Raw genomic sequence first — 909 nt, forward strand, 5'->3', positions numbered from 1 at the left:
GCGCCAGAACCCGGCGGCCAGTCCCGCGGCATAGGCGGCGCCCAGCGCGGTGGTCTCGGCCACGACGGGACGCGACACCGGCACGCCCAGGATGTCGGCCTGCAACTGCATGCACAGCTCGTTGGCCGTCACCCCGCCGTCCACCTTCAGCACGTCCAGCGACACGCCCGAGTCCTCGCGCATCGCCTCCACCACGTCCCGCGTCTGATAGCAGATCGACTCCAACGTGGCGCGCGCCAGGTGGGCGTTGGTGTTGTAGCGGGACAGGCCGACGATGGCGCCGCGGGCGTCGCTGCGCCAGTACGGCGCGAACAGCCCGGAGAACGCCGGCACGAAGTACACCCCGCCGTTGTCGTCGACCTGGCGGGCCAGCGCCTCGCTCTGGGCGGCGCCGGAGATGATGCCCAGCTGGTCGCGCAGCCACTGCACCGCCGACCCGGTCACCGCGATCGAGCCCTCCAGCGCGTACACCGGCTTGGCGTCCCCGAACTTGTAGCAGACCGTGGTCAGCAGCCCGTGCTCGGACCGCACGAGCTCCTCGCCGGTGTTGAGCAGCAGGAAGTTGCCGGTGCCGTAGGTGTTCTTGGCCTGGCCGGGCTCGAAGCACACCTGCCCGACGGTGGCCGCCTGCTGGTCGCCGAGCGCGGCCGTCAGCGCCACCTCGCCGCCCAACGGGCCGTCCGCGCGGGTCGCGCCGTAGCCGCTCGGGTCGGACGAGGGGCGGATCTCGGGGAGCATGGCCCGGGGGACGCCGAAGAACGACAGCAGCTCGTCGTCCCAGTCGAGGGTCTCCAGGTTCATGAGCATGGTGCGGCTGGCGTTGGTGACGTCGGTGACGTGCACGCCGCCGTCGCGGCCGCCGGTCAGGTTCCACAGCAGCCAACTGTCGGTCGTGCCGAAGACCGCCTC

The 909-nt window shown here is 71.7% G+C and carries 1 protein-coding gene; it reads right to left on the reverse strand.

Going from position 1 to position 909, the window contains the following annotated elements:
• Positions 1 to 909 (reverse strand): FGGY-family carbohydrate kinase (locus tag AR3_RS29110; protein WP_245637947.1); only part of this gene is annotated, 909 nt, incomplete at both ends.

Source organism: Actinomadura rubrobrunea NBRC 15275 (genome assembly GCF_001552235.1).
In the GTDB taxonomy this organism is placed as follows: Bacteria; Actinomycetota; Actinomycetes; order Streptosporangiales; family Streptosporangiaceae; genus Spirillospora; species Spirillospora viridilutea.